Origin of the sequence: Kitasatospora cheerisanensis KCTC 2395, assembly GCF_000696185.1 — a bacterium.
In the GTDB taxonomy this organism is placed as follows: domain Bacteria; phylum Actinomycetota; class Actinomycetes; order Streptomycetales; family Streptomycetaceae; genus Kitasatospora; species Kitasatospora cheerisanensis.
This window is the reverse complement of the sequence record NZ_KK853997.1, coordinates 1,032,607-1,052,314: the sequence shown is the minus strand read 5'-3', so window position 1 is coordinate 1,052,314 and position 19,708 is coordinate 1,032,607. Positions and strand designations below refer to the sequence as shown.

At 75.4% G+C, this 19,708-nt stretch carries 22 protein-coding genes; 10 read left to right on the top strand and 12 right to left on the bottom strand.

Annotated features, from left to right (window positions below; genetic code table 11):
- Positions 1–695 (top strand): FAD-binding domain-containing protein (locus tag KCH_RS04630; protein WP_035859268.1); only part of this gene is annotated, 695 nt, incomplete at its 5' end.
- 7 nt (positions 696–702) lie between these two features.
- Here KCH_RS04630 and KCH_RS04625 read toward each other — a convergent pair.
- Complete coding sequence (locus KCH_RS04625) at positions 703–1,509, bottom strand: VOC family protein (RefSeq protein ID WP_035859267.1); 807 nt, start codon at positions 1,507–1,509, stop codon at positions 703–705.
- A 286-nt stretch (positions 1,510–1,795) separates the two neighbouring features.
- Here KCH_RS04625 and KCH_RS42290 point away from each other — a divergent pair, with 286 nt between their 5' ends.
- Positions 1,796–2,245: an STAS domain-containing protein gene (locus tag KCH_RS42290; RefSeq protein WP_051652736.1), complete on the top strand. Its 450-nt coding sequence runs from the start codon at positions 1,796–1,798 to the stop codon at positions 2,243–2,245.
- A 61-nt stretch (positions 2,246–2,306) separates the two neighbouring features.
- Here the strand turns inward: KCH_RS42290 and KCH_RS46445 are convergent, their stop codons facing one another.
- From KCH_RS46445 to KCH_RS04610, 3 genes are all read right to left on the bottom strand, one after another.
- Positions 2,307–2,993: a CAP domain-containing protein gene (locus tag KCH_RS46445; RefSeq protein ID WP_341865343.1), complete on the bottom strand. Its 687-nt coding sequence runs from the start codon at positions 2,991–2,993 to the stop codon at positions 2,307–2,309.
- A gap of 87 nt (positions 2,994–3,080) precedes the next feature.
- Positions 3,081–3,944, bottom strand: coding sequence for an RNA polymerase sigma factor (locus KCH_RS46440; RefSeq protein ID WP_341865342.1), 864 nt, complete (start codon positions 3,942–3,944; stop codon positions 3,081–3,083).
- Between the two features lie 371 nt (positions 3,945–4,315).
- A complete protein-coding gene (locus KCH_RS04610) occupies positions 4,316–5,566 on the bottom strand; it encodes an SLC13 family permease (protein ID WP_035859264.1) in 1,251 nt (416 codons plus the stop codon).
- Between the two features lie 155 nt (positions 5,567–5,721).
- Between KCH_RS04610 and KCH_RS36815 the strand changes: the two genes are divergently transcribed.
- The 4 genes from KCH_RS36815 (at position 5,722) to KCH_RS04590 (ending at position 8,385) form a co-directional block, all read left to right on the top strand.
- The gene (locus KCH_RS36815) at positions 5,722–6,045 is read left to right on the top strand and encodes a hypothetical protein (protein WP_051652735.1); all 324 of its coding nucleotides are present in this window, start codon (positions 5,722–5,724) and stop codon (positions 6,043–6,045) included.
- Positions 6,046–6,266: 221 nt separating this feature from the next.
- Complete coding sequence (locus KCH_RS36810; RefSeq protein WP_051652734.1) at positions 6,267–6,653, top strand: LysE family transporter; 387 nt, start codon at positions 6,267–6,269, stop codon at positions 6,651–6,653.
- Between the two features lie 55 nt (positions 6,654–6,708).
- Positions 6,709–7,635 (top strand): aminoglycoside phosphotransferase family protein, encoded by a 927-nt coding sequence (locus KCH_RS04595; protein WP_035859262.1) that lies wholly within the window; start codon positions 6,709–6,711, stop codon positions 7,633–7,635.
- Between the two features lie 93 nt (positions 7,636–7,728).
- Positions 7,729–8,385 carry a class I SAM-dependent methyltransferase gene (locus tag KCH_RS04590; protein ID WP_035859261.1) on the top strand — a complete coding sequence of 219 codons (657 nt, stop codon included), beginning with the start codon at positions 7,729–7,731 and terminating at the stop codon, positions 8,383–8,385.
- Between the two features lie 81 nt (positions 8,386–8,466).
- On the opposite strand, the gene KCH_RS04585 is transcribed toward KCH_RS04590, so the two are convergent.
- Together KCH_RS04585 and KCH_RS04580 are read right to left on the bottom strand one after the other, a co-directional pair.
- Entirely contained in the window at positions 8,467–8,739 is a 273-nt protein-coding gene (locus KCH_RS04585; RefSeq protein WP_035859259.1) for a helix-turn-helix domain-containing protein, read from the bottom strand.
- Between the two features lie 91 nt (positions 8,740–8,830).
- Positions 8,831–9,286, bottom strand: a complete 456-nt coding sequence (locus KCH_RS04580) for a nuclear transport factor 2 family protein (protein WP_035859257.1) — start codon at positions 9,284–9,286, stop codon at positions 8,831–8,833.
- 184 nt (positions 9,287–9,470) lie between these two features.
- Here KCH_RS04580 and KCH_RS04575 point away from each other — a divergent pair, with 184 nt between their 5' ends.
- The 3 genes from KCH_RS04575 to KCH_RS04565 all read left to right on the top strand — a co-directional run bounded on the left by KCH_RS04575 (position 9,471) and on the right by KCH_RS04565 (position 12,309).
- The gene (locus tag KCH_RS04575) at positions 9,471–10,043 is read left to right on the top strand and encodes a TetR/AcrR family transcriptional regulator (RefSeq protein ID WP_035859255.1); all 573 of its coding nucleotides are present in this window, start codon (positions 9,471–9,473) and stop codon (positions 10,041–10,043) included.
- Between the two features lie 125 nt (positions 10,044–10,168).
- Complete coding sequence (map, locus tag KCH_RS04570; protein ID WP_035859253.1) at positions 10,169–10,936, top strand: type I methionyl aminopeptidase; 768 nt, start codon at positions 10,169–10,171, stop codon at positions 10,934–10,936.
- A gap of 524 nt (positions 10,937–11,460) precedes the next feature.
- Positions 11,461–12,309, top strand: a complete 849-nt coding sequence (locus tag KCH_RS04565) for a LysM peptidoglycan-binding domain-containing protein (protein WP_051652733.1) — start codon at positions 11,461–11,463, stop codon at positions 12,307–12,309.
- Positions 12,310–12,435: 126 nt separating this feature from the next.
- On the opposite strand, the gene KCH_RS04560 is transcribed toward KCH_RS04565, so the two are convergent.
- The 5 genes from KCH_RS04560 to KCH_RS04540 all read right to left on the bottom strand — a co-directional run bounded on the left by KCH_RS04560 (position 12,436) and on the right by KCH_RS04540 (position 16,785).
- Entirely contained in the window at positions 12,436–12,792 is a 357-nt protein-coding gene (locus tag KCH_RS04560) for an immunity 51 family protein (RefSeq protein WP_051652732.1), read from the bottom strand.
- A gap of 36 nt (positions 12,793–12,828) precedes the next feature.
- Positions 12,829–13,176, bottom strand: a complete 348-nt coding sequence (locus KCH_RS04555; RefSeq protein ID WP_035859250.1) for an avidin-fold protein — start codon at positions 13,174–13,176, stop codon at positions 12,829–12,831.
- 154 nt (positions 13,177–13,330) lie between these two features.
- Positions 13,331–14,767: a hypothetical protein gene (locus tag KCH_RS04550; protein WP_035859248.1), complete on the bottom strand. Its 1,437-nt coding sequence runs from the start codon at positions 14,765–14,767 to the stop codon at positions 13,331–13,333.
- Complete coding sequence (locus KCH_RS04545) at positions 14,764–15,477, bottom strand: sensor domain-containing protein (protein ID WP_084223247.1); 714 nt, start codon at positions 15,475–15,477, stop codon at positions 14,764–14,766. Before KCH_RS04545 ends, KCH_RS04550 begins: the two co-directional genes overlap by 4 nt.
- Before the next feature lie 276 nt (positions 15,478–15,753).
- Entirely contained in the window at positions 15,754–16,785 is a 1,032-nt protein-coding gene (locus tag KCH_RS04540; RefSeq protein ID WP_051652731.1) for a YihY/virulence factor BrkB family protein, read from the bottom strand.
- Between the two features lie 212 nt (positions 16,786–16,997).
- On the opposite strand from KCH_RS04540, the gene KCH_RS04535 reads away from it, so the two are divergent.
- A complete protein-coding gene (locus KCH_RS04535; protein WP_051652730.1) occupies positions 16,998–18,050 on the top strand; it encodes a mechanosensitive ion channel family protein in 1,053 nt (350 codons plus the stop codon).
- An 878-nt stretch (positions 18,051–18,928) separates the two neighbouring features.
- Here KCH_RS04535 and KCH_RS04525 read toward each other — a convergent pair.
- Positions 18,929–19,708, bottom strand: a 780-nt coding sequence (locus tag KCH_RS04525) for a polysaccharide deacetylase family protein (protein WP_051652729.1), incomplete at its 5' end; no start/stop codon positions are given.

The window sequence follows — 19,708 nt, the reverse complement described above, 5'->3', positions numbered from 1 at the left end:
CCGACGGCACCTCGCACCTGCCGCCCTACCTGCACTTCGGCTGCCTGTCCGCCAACGAACTCGCGCACCTCGCCGAGCGGCGCGGCGGCCCCGGCGCCGAGGCCTTCGTCCGGCAGCTCGTCTGGCGGGACTTCCACCACCAGGTGCTGGCCGCCCGCCCCGCCGCCGCGCACGCCGACTACCGCACCCGGCACGACAGCTGGCGCACCGACGAGGCCGAACTCGCCGCCTGGCAGCAGGGCCGCACCGGCTTCCCGGTCATCGACGCCGGAATGCGGCAGCTCGCCGAGACCGGCTGGATGCACAACCGGGCCCGGCTGCTCACCGCGAGCTTCCTCGCCAAGAGCCTCTACCTGGACTGGCGGCTCGGCGCCCGGCACTTCCTCGCCCACCTGGTCGACGGCGACCTGGCGAACAACCAGCTGAACTGGCAGTGGGTCGCCGGGACCGGCACCGACACCCGCCCCAACCGCGTCCTCAACCCGCTCGCCCAGGCCGACCGGCACGACCCCGACGGCGAGTACGTCCGCCGCTGGGTGCCCGAACTCGCCGAGCTGCCCGGCCGGGAGATCCACCGGCCGTGGCGGGCCCGGCGCCGCCCGGCCGGCTACCCCGACCCGCTGATCGCGCCCGACGCCCTCGCGCAACGACTGCGCGAGGGCCGGGGAATCGTGAAGGAGGGCAAGGCGAGGTGACGGATCGTCAGGAGGCGGGAACGGCGGCCGGGGTCATCAGCACGAAGTCCGCGCCCGAGCCGTCCGCGCACACCGCCATCCGGCCGATCCCGGGCGCGTCCGCCGGGCCGACCAGCACCTCGCCGCCCTCGGTGCGCACCGTCGCCGCCGCCGCGTCGCAGTCGGAGACCGTGAACACCGGATGCCAGGCCGCCACGCCCCGGGACAGCGCCAGCTGCTCCGGCGGCACCTGCAGCACACCGCCGTGCATCCGCTCCCGGGGCTGCCCGGCCGGGGTCACGATGGTGTAGGTGCCGCCCCCGCCGCCGGGCATCGGCATGTCCTCCCGCTGCCAGCCGAACACCGTCTCGTAGAACGCCAGCGCCGCCGACGCGTCCGAGGTGTACAGCTCCGTCCAGCACAGCGCGCCCGGGTCGTCCGCCACCTCCAGGCCGCGCGCCCGCCCCGGCGTCCACACCGCGAACTGGCCGCCCTGCGGGTCGCTGAACTGCGCCACCGACGCCCAGCCCTCCGCGTCCCGCGGCTCCACCCGCACCGTGCCGCCCGCCCGCAGCACCGAGGCCGCGGTCTCGTGGACGTCCGGGGTGAAGAAGTACACCATCCACGCCGACCGGGCGCCCTGCTCGGTGAGCAGCCCGATCCCGGCGGCCGCCCGGCCGTCCGAGCGGGCCAGCCCGAACCCGCCGTCGGAACCCTCCAGCGGCTCGAACTCCCAGCCCAGCACCGCCCCGTAGAAGTCCGCGGCGGCGGACACGTCCGGCGCGCCCAGGTCCAGCCAGCACGGTGAACCGGGCACGAAATCGGTGGTGATCATGGCGCTCTCCCTTCGCCGGGCACTCCCTTCCCAGCCTGGCACCGGCCCCCGCCCGGCGCGTCCCGGCCGGGACGGCCGACGGCCCGCCGGGTACCGCCAAGCGGAGGAAATCCTGTGCAGATCGTCGGGTGGAGCATCGAATTCGACCGTCGAACGGATCTCGGACATGACATTTCGCGGAAATTCCTCCCTCCGACCGCGAAATCGTCACCCGGAACAGGGTTCGCGCCGCCGGAATCGGGCAGAGGCCGCATACCCCCAGCGATCCCAGGAGAAAGGCACCAGAGTGGCACTGAGCGTGAGCTACGGGGAGCGATACGGCTGGACGGTCGTCCAGGTCGCCGGCGAGGTGGACATCAGCGGAGTCTCCGCACTCCGCGAGCGCCTCCAGCGACTGGTCACCGAAGGCTGCCTGCGAATGGTGGTGGACATCAGCCGGGTCGACTTCTGCGACTCCACGGGCTTCGCCGTCCTGGTCGCCACCCGCCGCATGCTGTCCTCCCGCGGCGGCCGGCTCCGGCTGGTCCTCCCCGGCCCCGAGACGCACACCCGCAAGATCCTCCAACTCTTCGGCATCCAGCGGATCTTCGAGGTCCACGACTCCGTCGACGACGCGCTCGCCGACCTGCGCGCCGCCGTCCTCGGCGAGCCCGCGCCGGCCGCGGCCGCCGCCGGCGCGGACGCCGCCGACGCCGTCCCGCGCCCCCGGGAGGGCAACAAGGCCGTCGCCGACTGACCGCCCGCCCGGCAGGCGCACGGGCCGCACGGGCCGCACGGGCGGGCGGCGCGCCCGGCGATCAGCCCGGAGTGCCGAAGTCCTGCGTCCACCAAGGCCCGCCGGAGCCCTGGTGCACCCCCACGCCGAGCTCGGTGAACTTGCAGTTCAGGATGTTCGCCCGGTGGCCCGGGCTGTTCATCCAGCTGTTCATCACCGCCGCGGCGTCCTTCTGCCCCCGCGCGATGTTCTCGCCCCAGCCGCTCCACTCGTACCCGGCGGCGTCGATCCGCTGCTGCGGACCGTCGCCGTCCGGGTTGGTGTGGTCGAAGAACGAACGCGCCGCCATGTCGTCCGACTGCTCCTGCGCCGCCGCCGCCAGCTTCGCGTTCGACCGCATCGCCGGACAACCCGCCTGCGCACGCTGCACGTTGACCAGGTCCAGCACCTGCTGCCCGAGATCCGCGGACCGCTTCGCGGCGGCCGCCGCCGTCGGCGAGGCCGCGGGCGCGGAGGACACCGGCGGCGCCGGCACGGGCGCCTGGCTCGACGGCGGCGCGGACACCGAGGGCTTCGCGGACGGCGACGGCGACGGCGAACCGGACGGCGCGCCCGACGGCGACCCGGACGGGCCCGGCGCGGTCCCGGCCGCCGGATCCACCAGCGCCTCCGCCGCCCCCGGACCCGCCGCCGCGGGCAGCGGCACGTCCGCCGGCGCCGATCCGTCCCGCAGCGCCACCGCCACCAGCAGCCCCACCGCGACCGTCACCGCGCCGCCGCCACCAGCACCCGGCGCCGACCGCGGCGCCGCGCCTCCCGGCGGCCCCGCCGGTCCGCCGGGCCGTCCGCCGACCGCTCACCGGCCCGGTGCGAACCGCCACGGGCCGCACCGCCGCGCGCCCCCGCCGGTGCGAGAACGCGCCGCGCCCGGCGCCGCCGACCCGGAACCCGTCCACTCCAGCGGCAGGCCCACCCCGTCGTCCGGCAGCGGCACCAGCGTCAACCCGGCCAGCAGCCCCTCCGCCGGCATCAGCCCGCGCCGGTGCTCCCCGCACCCCGCGCACTCGCGCACATGACGGCCGATCCGCTTGCGCCACAGCGCACTCGGCACCCCGTCCCACCCCGCCGTCAGCTCCGCCAGCCACCCACAGCCCGGCACCGCGCCCAGCGCCCGCACCGCCACCCGGGCCGCCTCCAGCTGGCCCTTCATCCGCTGCACCCGCACCGCCGCGTGCTGCGGCGACACCTCCAGCGCCGCCGCCAGCTCCGTCCGCGACAGCTCGCCCGCCGCCTCCAGCCACCACAGCGCCAGCAGCTCCCGGTCGCCCTCGTCCAGCCAGCGGGTCGCCTCCGCGACCTCCCGCCGCTGCTCCGACAGCCCCAGCCGGACGATCGTCAGCCCGACGAAGTCCGCCGCCGGATCGGCCACCGCCGCCGGGTCCGGCACCGCCTGCGCCGCGCCCGCGCTCTCGTCGCGGAAGCGGCGGCGCACCTGGTTCACCGCGATCGCCACCAGCCAGCTCCGGAACCCCGCCGGATCCCGCAGCCCCGGCAGGCCGTCCACCGCCCGCAGCATGGTCTCCTGCACCACGTCGTCGGTGTCCGGATGCCCCGACAGGGCCCGGCCGACCACGTTGTACACCAGCGGCAGGTGACCGCCCACCAGCTCCGCCACCGCCTGCCGGTCGCCGTGCTGCGCCCGCCCGACCAGCGCCGCCACCCGCCCACTGTCCACAGCCCGGTCCGTCCTCGTGTTCTCGCGTCCTGCCCTCACACCTTCGGAGATCCACCGGCGGCCGACGGATAACGGAAAAGTGCGGGGAAATCTCCCCGACCTGGGGCCGGGGCCGACCCTACGGCCTCCGGGGCGGCCCGGGCCAGGAGTGACGGGTGGGGCTGCCGGGGTTTCATCCGGGCTGCGCATCCGCTCGGCTGTTCGGGCGCGCGGGGCGCCGCCCGGATGCCGGACAGGCGTCCCCCGGATGCCCGCAGACCCTGCTCCGCCGCTGGTCAGCGCCCCGGTGCCGGTCCCGCGCCGGTCGCTCAGGCGCCGGTCGGGGCCGGTGCTCTGGTGCCGGTCGGGGGCGGGGCTCAGGCGCCGATCAGCCGCAGCGAGGCCCAGAGGGCGAGGACGGCGGCGGCCAGGGTGGCCGGAGTGGTGAGCGCGCCGAGCCGGGTGAAGGTGCCCAGACCGCCGTCGTCGATCTCCCGGGTCTGCACGATCCGCCGCCACAGCAGGGTGGCGAGCGAGCCGGCGTACGTCAGGTTCGGGCCGATGTTGACGCCCAGCAGGACCGCCAGCACCGCCCCCGGGCCGGACGGGGCGGCGAGCGGCACCAGCAGCAGCGTGGCCGGCAGATTGTTCACCAGGTTCGCCAGCAGCGCGGCCAGCGCCGCCAGGGCGAACAGCGACGGCAGCGACGCCCCGGCCGGGACCAGCGCGCCCAGCCACTCCGCCAGCCCGTTGTCCACCACGGCCTTCACCACCACGCCCAGCGCGAGGACGAACGCCAGGAACGGCACCGACGCCGCGCGCACGAGCCGGCGGGTGTTCGTCCGGCCCGCCGCCAGCGCACGGACCGCCAGCACCGCCGCGCCCAGCGCCGCCGCCCACGCCGGGGAGACGTCGAGCGCCGAGGCCACCACGAACCCGGCCAGCGTGCCGGCCACCGTCCACAGCGCGAACCGCGGCAGCCGCGGACGCTCGGCAGGCGCCGGACGGGACGCCGGGACGGCCAGGTCGGCGGCGAAGAAACGGCGCAGCAGCAGGTACTCGACGCCGAGCGCGGCCAGCCACGGCAGCGCCATCAGGGCCGTGAACCGCCCGAAGGTCAGGCCGCTGGCGGTGAACGCGAGCAGGTTGGTCAGGTTCGACACCGGCAGCAGCAGCGACGCGGTGTTCGCCAGGTGCCCGCACGCGTACACGTGCGGCCGGGCCCGGACCGCGAGGACACCGGCCGTCGCCGCCACCACCGGCGTCAGCAGCACCACCGTGGCGTCCAGGCTGAGCACCGCCGTCACCACCGCCGCCACCCCGAACACCTGCCCCAGCAGCCGGACCGGCCTGCCGCCGGAGGCGCTCGCCATCCAGCGGCCGCACGCCTCGAACAGGCCCTCGTCGTCGCAGAGCTGGGCCAGCACCAGCACCGCGGCCAGGAACCCCACCACCGGGCCGAGCCGTTCCAGCTCGGCCCACGCCGCCTCGGGCGACACCGCCCCGACGGCCACCAGCAGCCCCGCCGCCGGAACCGCGACCACCGCCTCCGGCCACCCGAACGGCCGCCGCACCGCACTCCACAGCACCAGGCCCAACAACCCCAGCGACAGCACCTCGGCGCCCACCGCAACCTCCTGACCAGCGACGACCCGCCCCGCGGGCGACCGGCCCCCATCAAAGCAGGAACGGCCCCCGACAGGCCGACCGGGTGGCGGCAGCGGTGGACCGGAGCCGGCCGGGTACGGCTGACCCGTCAACGGGCACTTCAGGAGGTTGGGGCATGACGGACTGTCGGAACGGCCGGCGCAAGGCGCTCGACGCGGGACTCTCGATCGGATCGGTGGGGTCGTTCCTGTCGATCGGCTCGGCGTACTCCTTCCTGTCGGTCGGATCGGTCTGCTCCGCGCTGTCACTGGGCTCGGTCGGCTCGGCCTGCTCGGTGCTGTCGATCGGGTCCTGGCGCAGCGCCGCCTCGGTGCTGTCGGCGCGGTCGGCGCTGTCCGTGCAGTCGTACCGTTCGGTGCTCGCGCTGCGGGGCGGCCGCCGGCGGGGCGGGGCGGGCCGAAAATGCGGTGCGGACGGTGCGGCCCGGACGCCATCGTGAGGGGATGACGACAGGTGCGGTGCTCGAAGGCGCGGTGGCCGGACTCGGAGTGGCGGTGCCGCTCGGCGCGGTCGGCGTGCTGCTGCTCCAGGAGGGCCGCCGCGGCTGGGCCCGGCCGCCGGCGGCGCCACGGCGGTCGCCGCGGTCGACGGCGCGTACGCGGCCGTCGCCGTGCTGGCCGGCCCCGCGTCGCCCACCTGCTCGCCGGCCACGAAACCGCGGTGCGGGCCGTCTCCGCCCTGCTGCTCGGCGCGATCGCCGTCCACGGCCTGCTCGGCCTGCGCCGCACCGCCGCCGACGCCGCCGACACCCCGGCGCCGCGCAGTGCCGCCCGCGCCTTCGTCCGCTTCGCCCTCCTCACCCTCGTCAACCCCACCACCGCGCTCTACTTCACCGCCCTGGTCGCCGCCCGCGGCGCCGACGCCCGGGCCGGCGCGACCGCCTTCGCCACCGGCGTCTTCCTGGCCTCCCTCGCCTGGCAGCACCTCCTCGCCGCAGCCGGCGCCTTCGCCGGCGCCAGACTCGGCCCGACCGTCCGCCGCTCCACCTACGCCGCGGGCTACGGCCTGGTCGCGGTGCTGGCCCTGCGCCTGGCCCTCACGGGGTGAGGGCGGCGGGTCGGTCGGTGCTCACGGGGTGAGGACGGCGGGTTAGGGTGCGGCGGTGATCGGGATACCGGAGGGGCTCGCGCGGGGGACCGTCGCGCGGGAGGGGGCGGCGGGGCGGGCGTGGATCGCCGCGTTGCCCGGGCTGGTCGAGGCGCTGCTGGAGCAGTGGGAGTGCCGGCCGGACGGGGCGGCGACGCACGGGCAGGTCGGACTCGTGCTGCCGGTGCGGGACGCCGAGGGGGCGGCCGCCGTGCTGAAGGTCTCGTTCCCGCACCCGGGGAACGTGCACGAGCCGGACGCGTACACCGCCTGGGGCGGGCGGGGCGCGGTACGGCTGCACCGGCGCGACGACGCGCGGTTCGCGATGCTGCTGGAACGGGCCGACCCGCGCACCCTCGCCGACCACCCCGACCTGGACGAGGCCGTCGCCCTGGCCGGCCGCCTCACCCGCACGCTCGCCGTCGCCGCACCGCCCGGCCTGCCGCGACTCAGCGAGCAGGCCGGACCGTGGGCGGAGGAACTCCGCCGCGACGCCGACCGGCTGCCCCGGCCGCTGCCGCGCCGGGTGGTGGACGCCGCCGTCGCCACCGTCCGCGAACTCGGGCCCGAGCAGCCCGACACCCTCGTCCACGGCGACCTGCACTTCGGCAACGTCCTGCGCGCCGAACGCGAGCCCTGGCTGGCCATCGACCCCAAGGGGCGGGCCGGCGACCCCGCCTACGACGGCTTCACACTGCTCCGCAGCCGCGTCGAGGAACTGCTCGCCGCCGACGACCCGCACCGCGCGGTGCTGCGCCGCCTGGCGATCTACGCCGAGGCCGCCGAACTCGACCCCGAGCGGGTCCGCCGGTGGGCCCAGGCCCGCGCCGTGAGCGCCGCCCACTGGGGACGCGAGCACGGCGACCCGCACTGGCTGGTCGAACTCGCCGACCGCACCGCCGAGTTGCTGAGCCGGAGCCCCGCCGGACCGGCAGCGGACTGACGCCGGACCGGCGCCGGAAGGTCCGAAGTCGCCGACGCGGCAGCCGGGTTGGCGGCCCGGAGAACTGTCGGTGGCGGCTGCGAGGATGCCCGGATGGACACCCAGCTGCACGCCATCGCCGAGTACTGGAACGACGCCGCCCCCGCCTTCGACCGGGAGCCCGACCACGGGATGGCCGCCGCGTCCACCCGCCGGGCCTGGGAGCGCAGGCTCGCCGGCTGGCTGCCCGGCGGGCCGCTGGACGTGCTGGACGCCGGGTGCGGGACGGGATCCGTGTCCCTGCTGCTCGCCGCGGCCGGGCACCGCGTCACCGGGGTGGACCTGGCGGCCGGGATGGTCGAGCGGGCCCGGACGAAGCTGGCCGGCGCGGGCCGGCCGGCCCGGTTCCTGGCCGGCGACGCCGCACGGCCGCCCGTCGGCGCGGAACGCTTCGACGCGGTGCTCTGCCGGCACCTGCTGTGGACGCTGCCCGACCCGGAGGCCGCACTCCGCCACTGGGTCACCCTGCTGCGCCCGGGCGGCCGACTGGTGCTGATCGAGGGCCGGTGGCGCGAGGCCGGCGCGGAGAGCGAGCCGTACACGCCCGGTGCGGGCGCGCTGCCCTGGGCGGGCGGCGTCCGGGCAGACGAACTGGCCGACGCGGTCGGGCCGTTGGTGAGCGAGCTGCAACTCGAACCGCTGTCGGCGGACGCCGAGCTCTGGGGCGGGCCGGTGACCGACGAGCGGTACGCGGTGCTGGCCACCGTCTGATCCGTCTGGCCCGTCTTGTCCGTCTTGTCCGTCTTGTCCGCCTGTCCGTCCGGTCCGGACGGTTGCCGGACCGGACGGTGGTCAGCCCGCCGCGCGGCGGTCGTCGGCGACCACGCCCAGCCACACCTGGGCGGCGTCGTCCAGCGGGACGTCGAGCGCGGCGCACAGGCCGACCACCGTGCCGAAGCCCGGGCTGGGCAGGCGGCCCATCTCGATCTTGCGGAGGGTCTCGGGGGAGATGCCGGCGCTCTGGGCGACGGCGACCGGGTCGCGGCCGGCCCTGGTCTCGCGGAACAGCGCGCCCAGGCGCCGGCCGGCGTCGATCTGCTCGGGGGTGAGGGGGACTCGCACCATGCCGCCACGCTACTGAACGCGACGGCCCGCCGTCTCCTCCGCCGGCCGGCGCGGGGGCTCCGGCGGAGGGCGCGGGGCTCCGGCGCAGGGCTCAGCGCACGGGCAGCTCGGGTTCGCCGTCCTGCCGGGGCCCGAGGATGCGGCGGTCGGTGGCGGTGATCCGCACGTCGTCGATGCTGGCCTCGCGCCGCCGCATCAGGCCGTTCGCGTCGAACTCCCACAGCTCGTTGCCGTAGCTGCGCCACCACTGGCCCGCGTCGTCGTGCCACTCGTACTGGAAGCGGACGGCGATCCGGTCGCCGTCGAAGGTCCACAGGTTCTTGCGCAGCGCGTACTCGTGCTCGCGGGCCCACTTCGCGGTCAGGAACTCGACGATCGCGGCGCGGCCGGTGAGGAAGGTGTCGCGGTTGCGCCACACCGAGTCGGGTGTGTAGGCGAGGGCGACCCGCTGCGGGTCGCGGGTGTTCCAGGCGTCCTCGGCGGCGCGGACCTTGGCGAGTGCGGTGTCGCGGGTGAACGGCGGGCGGGGCGGGCGGTCCTCGGTCATGGCGGCCTCCTCGGGTCGGTCTCGGCCCGGATGGAGAACGGTCGTTCTCCATTCGGCGTGACGCTAGGCTAGGGAACGACCGTTCTCCACGTCAATCCGGACGTCGACCCAGCCTTCGACCCGGACGTCGATCCGGACGCCGACCCCGATCCGGATGCCGCCGATCCCGCGCAGGAGCCGCCCGATGCCCGCCCCGCTCACCGAGGAACAGACCCGGCAGGACCACGAGAAGCTCCTCGACGCCGCTGAGGCGCTGTTCTACGAGAAGGGCATCCGCGCCGTCGGCATGGACGAGGTCCGCGCCGCCTGTGGACTGCCGCTCAAGCGCATCTACCGCCTCCACCCGGCCAAGGACGACCTGGTGGTCGCCGTGCTGCGCCGCCGCGATCTCCGCTGGCGCGGCCGCCTGACCGCCGCCGCCGAGGCACATGCCGACCCGCGGGCGCGGCTGCTGGCCGCCTTCGACTGGCTCGCCGACTGGTGTGCCGAGCCGGGCTTCCGCGGCTGCGCCTGGATCAACGCCTTCGGCGAACTGGGTCCGGCCTCGCCGGCCGTCCTCGCCGAGGTGCGTGCCCACAAGGAGGCGTTCCACCGCCGGCTCGCCGACTGGTCCCGCGCCGCCGGCCTCGCCGACCCGTCTCCCGTGCAGTTGCTCGCCGAGGGTGCCATCGTCACCGCCGCGATCAGCGGCAGTCCCGCCCCGGCCCGGCAGGCGCGGGCCGCGGTCGAGGCGCTACTGGGGGCCGCGCCACAGTAGAGAAGGCGACGGGGGCGGTATTTAAATACCGTTCGACTGCTAGGGTGTCTGCGTCCCGCCGGTATTCAAATACCGGCTGTCCGAGCGAGCGGGCGGCGCGACGCCGCTGTGCAGGGAGTCGTGTCGTGATCGAGTTCAAGACGCCGCAGGCGATCGAGAAGATGGCCGTCACCGGGCGGTTCGTCGCCGAGACCCTGGCGGAACTGTCGGCCATGGTCGAGCCGGGCCGCGAGGTGATGGACCTGGAGCACCGGGCCCGGAAGCTGGTCGAGGAACGCGGGGCGGTGTCCTGCTACTGGGACTACGCGCCGTCCTTCGGCCGCGGCCCGTTCCGCAACGTGATCTGCCTGTCCGTGAACGACGCAGTGCTGCACGGCCGGCCGCGCCCCTACGTGCTGCGGGACGGCGACGTGATCAGCCTGGACTTCGCGGTGTCGATCGACGGCTGGGTCGCCGACTCCGCCGTCACCGTCGTCGCCGGGACGCCCGCCGAGCAGGACGTCCGGCTGATCGACTCCACCCGGGCCGCCCTGGACGCGGCGATCGCGGCGGCGGTGCCCGGCAACCGGATCGGCGACATCTCGGCAGCCATCGCCGCGGTCGGCCAAGGCGCGGGCTACCGCATCAACACCGACTTCGGCGGCCACGGCCTGGGTCGCACCATGCACGAGGACCCGCACGTGGCCAACGTCGGACGGCCCGGCCGCGGCCTGGAGCTGCGCCCGGGGCTGACCCTGGCGCTGGAGCCGTGGTGGTGCACGGGCACGGCGGAGCTGCGGGTGGACCCGGACGGCTGGACGCTGCGCTCGGCCGACGGCTCGCGCGGCGCGCACTCCGAGCACACGGTGGCGATCACCGAGGACGGGCCCCGCGTCCTCACCGCCCGGTCCTGACGCGGCAGTTCAGCGGGCCCGCCGACGGGCGGACGGCCACGGCGGGTGACCGCGAGGTGCACCGGCCGTGGCCGCTGTGGTCCGGCCCATAGCCGGAAGGCGCGACGGTCGGCAGCCGGTCGGCCACCCGTCACGCAGGGTGCGCGGTTCCCCGGCGGGAGGCGGCCGAATCCGGTGAGGCCGGTCACAGCGGGCGCGGCCCGGGCCCGGGATTTCGCGGTCCGGACCACCCGAAAACCCCGCTGTACCGCCGGTAACATGGCTCTGACCTGCGAAGACCATGGAATGCTTGGAGTTCGGCCCGGACGCCCGTAGCTTCGTAACCAGTGCAGGGCGCACTACCCGGGATCACCCGACACCAACGCCCCGGAGCGGCCACCGAGCCGCCCGCACGGGCAGGGTGACCGCGACGGAGAGCACGTCGGCAAGAGACGGCACCGTCCGATCCACAAGCGCGAGAGACAGCAGGCCCGTCAGGGGCTCTGGTTCCGCCTTGCCTGCCCGGGGCATCCGAAAGGAATCGCATGATCTTCCGTAACGAGACCGCTGCCGCCAAGACCGCCACCACCGCCGAGAAGGGCAGCCGTAACCGCAACCGCGTCCGTGCCGCCATCGTGGCGGGCTCCGCGGTGGCCGCTCTCCCGGTGGCCGGCCTCCTTACGGCGACCTCGGCCTCCGCCGCCGACGTGTCCACCTGGGACAAGGTCGCCCAGTGCGAGTCGACCGGCAACTGGTCCATCGACACCGGCAACGGCTTCTACGGCGGCCTGCAGTTCACGTCCTCCACCTGGGCCGCGTACGGCGGCACCGCCTACGCCCCGCAGGCCAACCTGGCCACCAAGGCGCAGCAGATCGCCGTCGCCGAGAAGGTGCTCGCCTCCCAGGGCCCCGGCGCCTGGCCGGTGTGCTCCGTCCAGGCCGGTCTGACCCAGGGCGGCGCCGCTGCCCAGGTCGACACCTCGTCGAGCGCCGCCACCACCGGTTCGACCAGCAACACCGCTGCCAAGTCCGCGAAGCCGGCCACCACGCAGAGCGACGCGGCCTCCACCAACACCAGCACCAGCACCGGTGACAACGCGGCCTCGCGTTCGCAGACCCGCGGCCAGGCCCCGGCGGCCGCCGACCAGACCCAGGGCAGCAAGGCCCAGGGCAAGGCGCAGGCCGACAAGCAGCAGGGCGGCCAGTCCTGGAAGAAGCACAACTCCGGTGCCGCGAAGACCGACGGCGGCAGCTACACCGTCAAGTCCGGTGACACCCTGAGCGCCATCGCGGCCGCCAACGGCACCACCGTGGACGCGCTGTACAAGGCCAACGCCCAGACCATCGGCGCCAGCGCCGACGTCATCTTCCCGGGCCAGGTCCTCTCCGTCTGAGGCACCTCCGCCTGACCGGTCCGGCCCGCCCGGACCACCCGTACACGCCGACGGCCGCCCCTCATGTCGGGAGGGGCGGCCGTCGGCGTTCGCGCGTCCGGGCAGGTCAGGCAGGTCGGGGCGGGATCAGTCGAACCAGTCGGGCTCGGCGGCGTCGATCAGCTCGCGCAGCGTCGGCCGGTCGCGGAACGCGCCGGACAGCAGCGCGCCGAGTTCGCGCAGCGCCGCCGCGTCCTCGCCGTACGCGACGAACATGCCGGCCTCCGGGTCGTAGCGGAAGCGGCCCTCCAGGTGCGGCGCCCGCGAGCGGACCGCGGAGCGGGCCACCGCCTCCCAGCCGTACCCGCCGTTCTGCTGGCCGGCCGCCTCGAACACCTCGTCCACCGCGACCATCCGATCGTCCGTCAGCATCAGGCAGTACGAGCCGGGCCGGTGGTCGTACTCCAGGAACACCAGCGGGGCGTAGCTCTCACGATCACTCATGGCCCGGACGCTAGCGGCCGCCACCGACAACCCCGGTCAGCGGCCGGGCAGGACCTCCTCGACCGCGCTGGTGCCCGAGCCGGCCCGGGACTCCCACTCCCAGCGCTCGTCCAGCCGCAGCCGCCCGTCGGCGAGACGGCTCAACTCGCTGACGCAGTGCCCCGAGTTGGTCTCCCCGGCCCGGTTGAGCTGCACGTACCGGAACTCGACGGTGTTGCCGGTCCGGGTGCCGACCAGGTGCCCGTGGACGATCTCGCCGCCCCGGTAGCCGGCCCACACCAGCCCGTCGCGCTCCCGGTAGGCGAAGCGGGTGCCCGGGTCCACCTCCCCCTGCGCGGGCCGGGCGACCGGCGCGAACAGCAGTCCGTCGAGCGAGGGCAGCATGAGGCCTCCTGATGCCGTGGCGGTGGGTGTGCCGACCAGTCGACCACGCCGCGCCGCCCGCCCACCGGGCCGTCCGGCAGATGGACGTGAGGGAGGGTCAGGTGGGTGGTTCTCAGGTCCCCTCGGTCAGCTGCCCTCGGTCGGTTGCCCTCGGTCAGTTGCCCTCGGTCAGGAACGGGTCCGGCACCACGTTGTCGTTCTCGTCGTAGAAGGTGGTGCGTTCCAGGACGCCGGGCAGGGTGTGGATCAGGTACATCTCCCAGTCGGTGACGCTCGGGGCGCGTTCCCAGGTCAGCGCGTACTCGGGGAGCTTGCCGTTCTCGAACGGGAGGATCCCCTTCGCGCCCTTCTCCTCCCAGGCCCAGCCGCGGGCCAGGGTGTTGGGCAGGTCCTTGAGGTCCTTCAGCGAGACGTGGATCCGGTAGTTCGGGTCCGTCAGCCGGCCCACCAGTTCCCGGCGCACCTCGGCCATGGTGAACTCCATCAGGTGTTCGTAGCCGTGCCGCTCGGCGAACGGCTGGACCCGGCCGCCGAGTCCGAGGGCGAGGTTGCGCTGCGGCGGGGCGGCGGGCGCGTCGGCCGGGGCGTCGACGCTGTCGACGCCGCTGATCACCGCCTTCCTGCCGTTCACCGTGGTCACCGCGGACCCGCCGCCGTTGACGGTGGCGTCGAACGCGCGCTGCGCGGCGGTCGGCGGCCGGGACGGGTCGCGCAGGGTCAGCGCGCGGTAGCTGCCGTCGCCCTGCTTGACCAGCCCGTCGTACCTGCGGGTCGGCTCCAGCACGCCCGCGTCGGCCCGGGAGAGTGTGCTCAGCGCGGCGGGGGAGAGCACGGCGTCGACCGGCCGGCCGTCGATCCGCACGTTGTGCTCGTCGGCGTACCGTTCGAGCGGCCCGCGGCGCGCCGAGCCGGCGGGCCGGTCCCCGCCGTCGACGCGCGGCGCGGCGACGGACGGGCGGCCGCGGTCGCTGCCCGGGGCCGGGCCGGTGGCGGCGGCCGGGGCGGCGAGGCGGGCGAGCAGTTCGGTGGCCATCTGGGTCACCAGTTGGCCGCGGGTGCTCTGCAAGGAGCCGCGCCTGCTGCCGAGTTCGCTCCTGCGTTTGTCGAGGTCCTGCTGCTCGGACTTGATCGCGTTGCCTTCGTCCGCGATCTTTCCTGCCCTGTCCTTGAGCTGCTGCTGCTCGGAGTTGATCGCTGCGGCTTCCGCATTGAGCGCATCGGCGACGGCCGGCGGCGCGCCGTTCGGGTACTGCGCGACCTCCGCGTTGTGCTGGTCGATCTTCTTGTCGTTGGCGTCGAGCGCGTCGAGGACGGCCCTCGACTGCTCGTTGTACGCACTGGTCCGCCGGTCCAGCTCGGCCTGCTTGTCGTCCAGGCTCCGGTCCGTCGGCAGCTCCGCCAACTGACGGTTGAACGCCGCCAGTTGCTTGTTGAGCGAAGGCGAGTAGGCGGCACTCGGGGCGACCGGCGCGATCGCGACGGCGGCCGGCGGGTCGTCGGCCGCCGCGGCCCCGGCGGGCAGCACCAGGACGAACAGGACGGTGGCGGGGGCGAGCGCGAGGGCGGCGAAACGCCGCAGCCGGCCCGTCACTTGGCGCGCTCCGCCATCCGGTCGGCGAGCGTACGGGCCGCCGGGCCGCCGTCGCCGGCCTGGCAGACCGCCGCCTGAAGCACCGTCGACCCGGTCAGCCGGGCCTCCCGGTAGCACGCCCAGCCGCCGCCCTGGTCCTGGGTGGCCGTCCAGGACAGCACGGAGTCCGTGGCGCGGCTCACCCGGTACGTCCAGCGGGACGCGCTCGCACCGGAGGCGTCCCGCACCGCGGCGGTGCACGCCTTGACGCCGTCGGTGAGGGTGCCGAACACCTCGCCGGCGCTGTCGGCATCGGCGTACCGGCCGACGGTCTGGGTGGCGGTGTGGTCCGCCGCATCGGCCGCGTCCTGCTGCGCCACCGACACGAACGCCGTCCAACCCCCTTGGTAGACCACGCTGGTGGCCGGTCCGACGGCCACCGAGCAGCCCGGCGGATCCGCCGCGAGCGGCGGCGCCGGCTCGCTCGCCCGGGTCAGCGCGTTCAGCGTGCTGCCCACGGCCTTGCTGACCTCGTCCGCGGGGAGCACCACCGCCTGGACGGTGCCCGCCACCACCGGCGGCTCCTCGTCCCCCGCCGGCCACTGCCACCACACCACGCCCGCCGCCACCGCGACCAGCAGCACCGCGACGGCTGACGCCGCCCACCACCGTGACCACGACCGCGACTGTCCCGAGGGGCCGGGCCCCGTCGCCTCGCCCTGCATGCTCATCGGCCCTCCCAAGTTCCAGGTTCGGCACCGCCGGACGGCGACACCGGAAGGAATTCAGGTGCGGCCGGTCACCCGGCCGTCGCTGCCAGTGTCCAGTCAACTGCGCTGGAAACGAAGCGATTTGAACGAACACGGAGCACCCGAACCGAAGCTGTGCAAAGCTGCGCCCGCACGCCGGAGCCGCCCTCCGCGCAGGCCCGCGGCGGCCGGGGGCGGAGTCGGGGTGTCGTGGGCCGGAGTTGTCGTCCGAAGCGGGCCCGGGCCCGGGCTCGGTGGTTATGGGTGCTTGCTCGGGCCGGGGTCGGAGTCGGGGGTGTCCGGTCCGGGGGTGGAGCCGTTGTCGGAGTCGTTCTCCGGGTCGTGGAACTCGACGTCCACATGCTGTTCGGGGCGGCGTTCCTCCTGGCGGGCGAGGGAGGCCAGTACCTCCTGGTCGGGGCCGGTCAGGGGCGGTTGGAGGAGTGAGCGCGGCCACAGGCGGCGGGCCAGGACCACGTTCGTCTCGGCGGCGTACACGGTGATCTGCGAGGCGAGGTACAGCCAGGACAGCAGGCCGATCACGGTCGCGAAGAAGCCGTACACGGCTGACGCGTGCCGGAGTTGATGCGCCACCAGGGCCGCGCCGAAGGCCTGGAGGACGGTGAACAGCGGACCGGCGACGAGGCTGCCGGGCAGCAGTCGCCGGGTCGCCACCTCCTTCGGGGTGAGGATCCGCAGGCAGGCCAGGAAGAGGGCCGCGTTCAGCAGCGCGGACACCAGCAGTCCGCCGACCCGGGCGAGCGTCCCGCCCGCCGAGGCGCCGACCAGGGCGGCCGCGGCGGTGGTGACGATCAGGCCGGTGCCCAGTGCGGCGAACAGGGCCAGGCTGCGCCCCAGCCGCGGCCAGTAGCCGGGCCGCCGCACGCCGGGCACGTTCCACACCTCGGCCATCGCGTGCTGGAGCACCTGCGCGATGCCCAGCGCACCGTAGAGCAGACCGGCGATGCCGATCACCAGGGCCAGGCCGCTGCCCTGCACCGAGTGCACGTTCTCCCGCAACTGGTCGCCGATGATCGGGAAGTCCGCCAACGCCGAGTCCACCACCGCCTGCTGCGCCTCCGGATGCCCGTGCAGCACGAAGCCCAGCACCGTGGAGAGCAGGAGCAGCAGCGGGATCAGCGACACGAACCCGTAGTAGGTGATCAGCGCGGCCAGCAGCCCGCCCCGGTCGTCGCCGTACTTCTTGATCACGCCGAACACCGTGGCCAGCGGCCGGTGCTGCTGCTGGGTGCGGTCGACGGCGCGCAGCGCGCGTTCGATCGGATTCACGGCCCGTCCTCCTTGCTGCCTGCCCCTCGGCGGCCTCTCGCCGGGCGGCCTCCCCGCGTATGCCCGGAGAGCGGGCACCCATTTCTCCCGGGTGCGGTCGGTCACCCGGGGGTGTGAACCGGCGCGCTGCGGAAAGGCGGCCTCCCGGCCCCGGCTGCCGGGCGGGGCCCGGCCGGAGGGGCCGGGACGCGGAATCGAGGGAGGCGGACGGCGTGTGGTGGAGTGCGGTACGGCTCACGGCGGCGGGCGCGGCGGTGGTGCTGGTCCTCTACTGCTGCGACCGGGTCGCCGAGGTGACGGCGCGTCGGATCTCCGCCCGCTCCCGCACCGTCCCGGACGTGCTGCGCGGCTGCCGCCGGCCGATCCTCGCGGTCGCGGCGTGCGGGCTGCTGCTCGCGGCGGGCCCGTGGGTGCGCGCGCCGGAGGGCGTCGGCCACCTGCTGGTGCTCGCCACCATCGGCTCCTGCGCCTGGCTGGCCGCCCGTGCCGCCGTGCTGGTGCTGGACGGCGCCGTCCGGCTGGCGGTGCGCCGGCGCGACTCGGCGTGGGCGGGGCGGGCCCGCACCCAGGCGGGTCTGCTGGGGCGCATCCTGCAGGCCGGGATCGCGCTGCTCGCGCTCGCCGCGATGCTGATGACCTTCCCGGCGGTGCGGGTGGTCGGGACCAGCCTGCTCGCCTCGGCGGGCCTGGTCGGCGTGGTGGCCGGCATCGCCGCGCAGAGCGCCCTGTCGAACCTGTTCGCCGGCATCCAGATGGCGTTCGGCGACCTGGCCCGGATCGGCGACGTGGTGGTGGTCGGCGGCGAGTGGGGCACCGTCGAGGAGATCACCCTGACCGCGGTGGTGATCGCCACCTGGGACCAGCGGCGGATCGTCATGCCGATGTCGTACTTCGCGGGCCGCCCGTTCGAGAACTGGTCGCGCCGCTCCTCGCGGATCACCGGCACCGCGCTGCTGCACCTGGACCACAGCACCCCCGTCGACCTGCTGCGCGCCGAGTTCGAGGAGTACCTGGCCAAGCACCCGCGCTGGGACGGCGAGGGCAGCGCCCTGCAGGTCGTCGACACCACGCCGAGCACCCTGGTGGTCCGCGCGCTGGCCACGGCCGCCAACGCGGACGACGCGTTCACGCTCCGCTGCGACCTGCGCGAGCACCTGGTGGCGTTCCTGCGCGAGCACCACCCGCACGCGCTGCCCCGGGTCGCGGTCTCCTCCGTCCCGGGCCCGCGCAGCGGCGAGGCCGAGCGGCGGACGCCACCGGAGTAGCCCGAGGCCGTCGCTCGGGACGCCCGCAGTCGCAGCCGGGCAGGGGGCCGACCCGGCAGATCCGGCGGTCCTGCCGTCCCCGGGACGTCCGCCCGGCCCCGACGTCGGGCCCGGCGGCGGCCGACAGCAGGGCGTCCAGACCGGTGAGCGCGCCCCACCGGGCCCGCCAGGTCCTCCTCCGCGCCGTCCGGGGCGGCGGGCAGCCACGCGGCAACGGCGGTGAGCAGCACGTGCTCGCCCGGCAGCAGGTCGGGCAGCACCCACCGCAGGCCGGGGCGGTCACCGTGGAAGTACTCCTCACCCCAGCTGCGGCGCTGGTCCTCGACGGCCGCCGGTTGCGCGGCCCAGCGGGTCGGGACGTCCCGGTCGGTGGCGGCGCGGAGGCAGATCGCCTCCGCGTCGTCCCCGCGCAGGGCGAGTTCGACGCCGGCGCCGATGATCTCCAGCGCGGCGTCGTGCTGGCCGCCGGCGTACCCGCTGTCGGTGCCGGGCGGCGGGTCGGCGAGCAGCGTCGTCAGTACGGGGCGGCGGTACGGCGCGGTGGGCGCGCAGGTGCCGGACGGCGCCGCGGGCGTCGGAGACGGGCCGGCTGAAGCCGGTGGGCGCGGGCCGGTACGGGGTGAGCAGCAGTTCCAGGTCGGCGTCCGGGCCGGGCCGGCGGGCAAGGCGGGCGCCACCGGGCAGCCGCCACAGCGTGTCGGGGACGGCGGGCGGCGTCCGGCCGTCGAGTTCGGCGGTGAAGGTGAGCGGCCCGAGCGGTGTGCGGACGGCGGGTGCGGCCGCGGGCATCCGCTCGCGGGGGGCGTGCGGCAGCAACTCGATGCTCATCGGCCGAGGTCAGCGCGGGGCGGCCGCGCGGGTTCCGGGCTGACGGCGGGTCAGAGGTAGTCCTCCAGGCGGGCGACGGCGAAGCCCTGCGCGGTGGCGGTGTCGACGACGCGGCGGAGCATGTCGGCCATGCTGCCCTTCCAGCCGGGGGCGGGGGCGCGGAAGTGGGTGAGGACGATGTCGCCGGGGTGGAGCCTCTGGTCGGCGTAGCGGTACTCGAGGTGGTCGGGGAAGGCCTCCTCGGTCCACAGCGGGACGGCGGTGACGCCGCAGGAGGCGGCGGTGCGCAGCGCTTCGGCGGTGTACTCGCCGTAGGGGGGCCGGAACAGGCGGGGGCGGGTGCCGAGTTCCTGTTCCAGGCGGTCCTGCTGGCCGCAGATCTCCTTGCGGAGGGCGTCCGCGCCGAGACGGCGCAGGTCGGGGTGGGTGAGGGTGTGGTTGTTGATGCTCACGCCGTGGTCCCGCAGGGCGCGGAAGTAGTCGTAGTCGGAGCGGGCCAGGTAGTCGGAGAGGAAGACGGACAGCGGCACGTCGAGCTCGGCGGCCATCGCGGCGAACTCGGGGTCCTTCTCGGCGCCGTCGTCGACGGTCAGGAACACCACCCGGTCCTCGGTGGGGACGCGGCGGACGACGGGCGGCAGGCCGTCGGCGAGCAGGACGTTCGGCCCGGCGGTGAGGGCGGGCCGGTCCGCGGGCGGGGCGGGGGCCTTCAGCGGGACGGCGGCCAGGCCCCAGCGCTGGACAGTGACGGCGAGTTGACGCTGCCTCAGGTCGCGTTCGGCGGTGCCGAGCCGGCTGTTCAGCTCCTGCCCGGCGGCGCCCTGCGGCAG